Below are 4,758 nucleotides of genomic sequence, written 5' to 3' on the forward strand. Positions count from 1 at the left end.
CGATCAACCCGGATCTTCTGGCCTTCGTTCGGAGCTAAACGCCGGGTTGGATGAGCCGGCCAGGGCACGGCTTTAAAAGCATTTAGCCGGAATCTGCGATTCCGGCTAAATGCATGCTGTTAGTAGCCGTTGGCGAGGGCGGAGGCGACCAGGCCGGTGCCGATGGCGATCATCACCAGCTGGTTGCCGTCATGCACCCATTCATAGCCGGCGGGCGGCCGGCGGACATGGTAGCGGTCCCAATCGCTGACGACTTCACGGTGGCCGGTGAAGCGGTCGCCATGGCGCCATTGATGCGCCATCGCCATGTGCGGCGCCTCATGGCCCATCGGATGTTCCATCTGGTGGTGGTCATAGCCGCCATCGGACGGATGACCCTGCCATTGCTGGGCCATCGCCAGCGGCGCCGCGAGCAGCGCCAAGCCAAGGCCGGCGCTCAGAGCTGTCAAAGAGATACGTTTCATGTGCTTGTCCTTAAGAGATCAGAGGTTTTGATGAAGAGATTCGTTTAGCCTTGATGCGGCGTGCCGCCGTGAGGCGCCATCGGCGCGTGGTGCGGCGTCATCGCGGCGTGGCGCGTGGTCTGCACGGTGTGGTGCCGATTGCTGACCTCGCGCGGCTGCGCGCGGGGCTTGGCGTCCATCTTTTCGTGCATGAGGCTGGCCGTCCGGTGGGAAGGCGCCTGCATCTGATGGTCGGCCATGTGGGGCATGCCGTTCGCATGCTGATCGGAATAGGTCTGAGCCATCGCCAGCGGGGTGGCGAGCAACGCCAAGCCGAGACCGGCGCTCAAACCCGCCAGAGAGAGAAATCGCATTTGATTGTCCTTAAAAAATTTATAATCCGAGCGTCGGGCCTTACCACACGCGGGAGATCACGCCGCCGGGTCCGATCAGCAGGAATCGCGGGCCAGATGCCACCCAGACGTAACCATAGGGCGGCGGCGGCAGGCGATAGTGGCGCCAATGCACGATGACATGCCGCGGGCCATAATACCGGTCACCCGCATGCCAGTCATGGTGATGATGGTAGTAGCCGGGCGGCGGGGGATAATATTGCGCCTGCGCCATGGCAGTGGTGCCCAGTGACATGACGAGGGCCGTGCCCATCACGAAGAGCGAACGTAGCTTGTTCATGGGCCTTTCTCCTTTCGATAGGCTCGATAAGACAATCCGAAAACGGCAGAATCGTGTTGCCGCCCCTTATAATTGTAAGATTTTATTGCAACCGTTGGCCAGAGGCAGGGCGCCGCCCCAATGACGCCTGGTTAATGATTCGCCGGGCCTGGCGCGTTAACGGCGGGTTGGGAAGTTTGCGGGGCTTGTTGCTGCCGCTTCATTTTGCCTATGCTTGCGGGCAATAGAGTCCGCCTGGTCTCCGCTGAACGTATCTCACAGGAAAGCATCCATGGATTCGATCGCGCTGAACACCGACGATACGCCTGAAGTACCGCCGCCGCCGACCGAACCGGTTCTCGATACACGCCGCGTGCGCATCCATCCCGACCATTGGTATCCGGTCGCCTGGTCGCGCGAGCTGAAAACGGGCAAGCCGCTGGCCGTGCGCTTTGCCGGCGACCCGGTGGTGCTGGTGCGCCCCAAGGAGGGCGCCGTCTTCGCGCTGGAGAATCGCTGCGCGCACCGCCAGGTGCCGCTCGATGCCGGCGTGGTGTCCGGCTGCGCCATACGTTGCGGCTATCATGGCTGGACCTATGATGCCTCGGGCAAATGCATCGATGTGCCCTATCTCGGCAAAGGCAAGCTGCCGAATGGGGTGAAATCCTATCCCTGCCGCGAGGAAGCCGGGCTGGTGTTCATCTTCCCCGGCGATCCGGCGAAGGCGGGGGATTTTCCGGACCTCTCGGCGGCGACGGGAAATCTTTACAAGACCCGCCGCTTCGGCCGGGCCGTGAACTGCCATTATTCGTTCATGCACGAGAATCTGATGGACATGAACCATCAGTTTTTGCACCGCAAACAGATGGGGCAGATCCGCCCGCGTTATCTCGGAAGGCGCCTCGGCGAGACCTGGCTGGAGGTGCAGTATACGTTCGCGCGCACCGGCGGGAAGCAGCCGCTGGGCGAAACCGCCTTGTTCGGCGGCAAGCGCACCAAGGACGTCAACGACAAGGACGTCATGACCATCCGCACCGACTATCCCTATCAGACCCTGCGAATCGTGCCGGCCGGCGGTGACGCGCCGGTGATGGAATTATGGATCGTCTATGTGCCGCTCGATAAGGAGCAGCGGACGATTCGCACCTTCGGCCTGCTGTCGATCCGCAAGCCGAAGGGCACGCTGGCCCGCGCCGGGCTGACGGTCGGTTGGCCGTTCCTGGTCGCCTTCACCGAACGGATTTTCCGCGAGGACCGCGACATCGTCGAGGCCGAGCAGGCGGCGCATGACGCGCAAGGTGCGAACTGGAACCAGGAAGTCTTCCCGGTGATCCGCGAGCTGACCGGCCTGCTCGGCCGCTGCGGCCTGCCGCCGGAGGGAATGGAGCCGCTGCTGCTGAACGCCGCAGAGTAAACAAGCCGCGCCGGCATCAGCACCGCCGGCCCAGCATCAAAAAAGTTTTTGCGCCGCTTTTTTCACAAAGCGGCCTCTTTCTTGCCTTTCCTGACCTCATCCATCAGCGGCCCGAGCACAGGCGGAATATCTTCGGCGATCAACCCCGGGCCGATTTTCTGCGCTGCCGCGCCGTGCAGCCACACGGCGGCGCAGGCAGCCGCGAAATCCTCCATGCCCTGCGCCAGCAGGGCGGCGATGAGGCCGGCCAGCACATCGCCGGTGCCGCCGGTGGCGAGCCAGGGGGGCGCATTGTCGTTGATCATGGCGCGGCCGTCCGGGGCGGCGATGACCGTGTCCGCCCCTTTCAGCACGGTGACGGCGCCGGTTTGCCGCGCCGCGCGTCGCGCCGCCTCCAGCCGGTCCGGCCCCGGCGGGCCGAAGACGCGGGAAAATTCCCCTTCATGCGGGGTGATCACGGCCGTGCCGCGCAGACGTTCGGGGGTGCCCGCGCAGGCGGTGAGCGCGTCGGCATCGGCGACGATCTTGCGGTTCCCGGCGGCGATCAGTTGCGCCAGTTTCCAGGACGATGCCCGGCCCAGCCCCGGCCCGCACACGAACACCGTGCGGCGCTTGTCCCGCAGCAGCTCGGCCAGGGAGGAGTCGCGCACGATTAGCCCGGCTTCGGGCAGGATCATCGGCGCCTCGGCCGCCAGCGTGACCATGCCGGCGCCGGCGCGGCGGGCGGCGGCGGCCGCCAGGCGTGCGGCCCCCGGCATGGTGCCGCACAGCACCGTCACATCGCCATTCACATATTTATGGCCGGTCGGCTGGCGCGCCGGCAGGGCCCATTGTGCCGGGCCGTTGCGCCAGGTGAGGGGGCGGACCTGCTCCAGCACCCAGTCCGGCATGCCGATGTCGCGGAGCAGAAGCCGCCCGCACAGGCCCCGGCCGGGATAGAGCAGATGGCCGGGCTTGAGCCGGAAGAACGTCACGGTGAGCTCGGCCTGCGGCGCGTAGCCGCGCACCGCACCGGTGGCGCCGTCCAGCCCGCTCGGCACATCGACCGCGACGATGCGCCGGGCGGCGCGCAGCAGGGCGGCGACGGGTGCGGAAATGTCGCGGGACAGCCCGGCGCCGAACAAGGCGTCGATCACCAAAGCCGCCTTGGCCGTCTCCTCGACGGTCGCGTCATGCAGCCCCCGCATCGTCACCGGCCAGCCGCTGAGGCGGAGATATTCGGCCGCGACCTTGCCGTCGCCGCCGTTATTGCCGGGGCCGCACAGCACCAGCGTGCGGCAGGGTGCATAATGTTGCATCACCGCCCGTGCCACGGCGCGCCCGGCCGCCGCCATCAGCGTGGGCGTGTCGTCGGCCAGGGCATCGGCCTGCACCATTTCCGCGGGAGTCAGCAGCTCATCCATGAAAACCCCCTGGCCTTGCGTTGAAAAATCGCGCGGCGCGCGCCGGTTTGAGACGGAATCGGCGGATTTCATCTGCGTGCATGAAATTCCCTGTCAAAAATAGCCGCGGAGCATTCATTGCCGATGCTGAATGTTCTAACTCATGTCTATCCGGGAGAGCAGATATGGGAAGCGTTATTGCGGTTGCACAGCAGAAAGGCGGGGCCGGCAAGACCATGCTCGCGGCGCAGTTCGCCGTGGCGCTGGCGGAACAGGCGCGGGTGGCGCTGCTCGACATCGACCCGCAAGGCAGCCTGACCGCCTGGGGCCGGCTGCGCGCGCAGGCGCCGAAAGCGGCGGGCGCGCTCAGCGTGACCACGCTCTCCGGCTGGCGGCTCGCCAATGAAGTGGAAAAACTCAAATCCAGCCATGACTACGTGTTCATCGATACGCCCCCGGTGATCGACAGCGACGCGCGCCGTGCGATTCGCAGCGCCGATCTGGTGCTGATCCCGCTGAATCCGGCGCCGCCCGATCTCTGGGCCGCCGAGGGGACCCTGAAACTCGCCGCTGAAGAAAAATGCCGGGCCGGGCTGGTGTTCAACCGTGCGCCCGCGGCGTCGCGCCTGCGCAAGCGGCTAGAGGCGGAGATCGCCGCGCGCGGACTCAGCCTGCTGGCGGTGGCTTTGGCCAACAGGGCCGGTTACGCCAATGCCTTTGCCGACGGGCTCGGCGTCACCGAAGCCGGTCCTTCAACCCAGGCCGCCGAAGAGGTGAGGGCTGCGGTGGCTGCATTGCGGCTCTGGCTGGCGTGAGAAAACGGAAAAAAAATTCATGACGCCTCTGC

At 65.7% G+C, this 4,758-nt stretch carries 6 protein-coding genes; 2 read left to right on the top strand and 4 right to left on the bottom strand.

The window, feature by feature from the left end; all coding sequences use genetic code 11:
- Positions 1-119: 119 nt before the first annotated feature.
- Genes VNC39_RS06965 through VNC39_RS06975 form a run of 3 tightly spaced genes read right to left on the bottom strand, consistent with a single transcriptional unit; the run spans position 120 to position 1,136 of the window.
- A complete protein-coding gene (locus tag VNC39_RS06965) occupies positions 120-464 on the bottom strand; it encodes an RcnB family protein (RefSeq protein ID WP_325397536.1) in 345 nt (114 codons plus the stop codon).
- A gap of 44 nt (positions 465-508) precedes the next feature.
- Positions 509-817, bottom strand: coding sequence for a hypothetical protein (locus VNC39_RS06970; protein ID WP_325397537.1), 309 nt, complete (start codon positions 815-817; stop codon positions 509-511).
- 40 nt (positions 818-857) lie between these two features.
- Entirely contained in the window at positions 858-1,136 is a 279-nt protein-coding gene (locus VNC39_RS06975) for an RcnB family protein (RefSeq protein WP_325397539.1), read from the bottom strand.
- 271 nt (positions 1,137-1,407) lie between these two features.
- On the opposite strand from VNC39_RS06975, the gene VNC39_RS06980 reads away from it, so the two are divergent.
- Positions 1,408-2,529 carry an aromatic ring-hydroxylating dioxygenase subunit alpha gene (locus VNC39_RS06980; protein WP_325397541.1) on the top strand — a complete coding sequence of 374 codons (1,122 nt, stop codon included), beginning with the start codon at positions 1,408-1,410 and terminating at the stop codon, positions 2,527-2,529.
- Positions 2,530-2,591: 62 nt separating this feature from the next.
- On the opposite strand, the gene VNC39_RS06985 is transcribed toward VNC39_RS06980, so the two are convergent.
- Positions 2,592-3,932: an NAD(P)H-hydrate dehydratase gene (locus VNC39_RS06985; protein ID WP_325397543.1), complete on the bottom strand. Its 1,341-nt coding sequence runs from the start codon at positions 3,930-3,932 to the stop codon at positions 2,592-2,594.
- A gap of 164 nt (positions 3,933-4,096) precedes the next feature.
- Here VNC39_RS06985 and parA point away from each other — a divergent pair, with 164 nt between their 5' ends.
- A complete protein-coding gene (gene parA, locus VNC39_RS06990; RefSeq protein WP_325397545.1) occupies positions 4,097-4,726 on the top strand; it encodes a ParA family partition ATPase in 630 nt (209 codons plus the stop codon).
- Positions 4,727-4,758: the final 32 nt, after the last annotated feature.

Origin of the sequence: Acidocella sp. (assembly GCF_035535915.1) — a bacterium.
In the GTDB taxonomy this organism is placed as follows: Bacteria; Pseudomonadota; Alphaproteobacteria; order Acetobacterales; family Acetobacteraceae; genus Acidocella.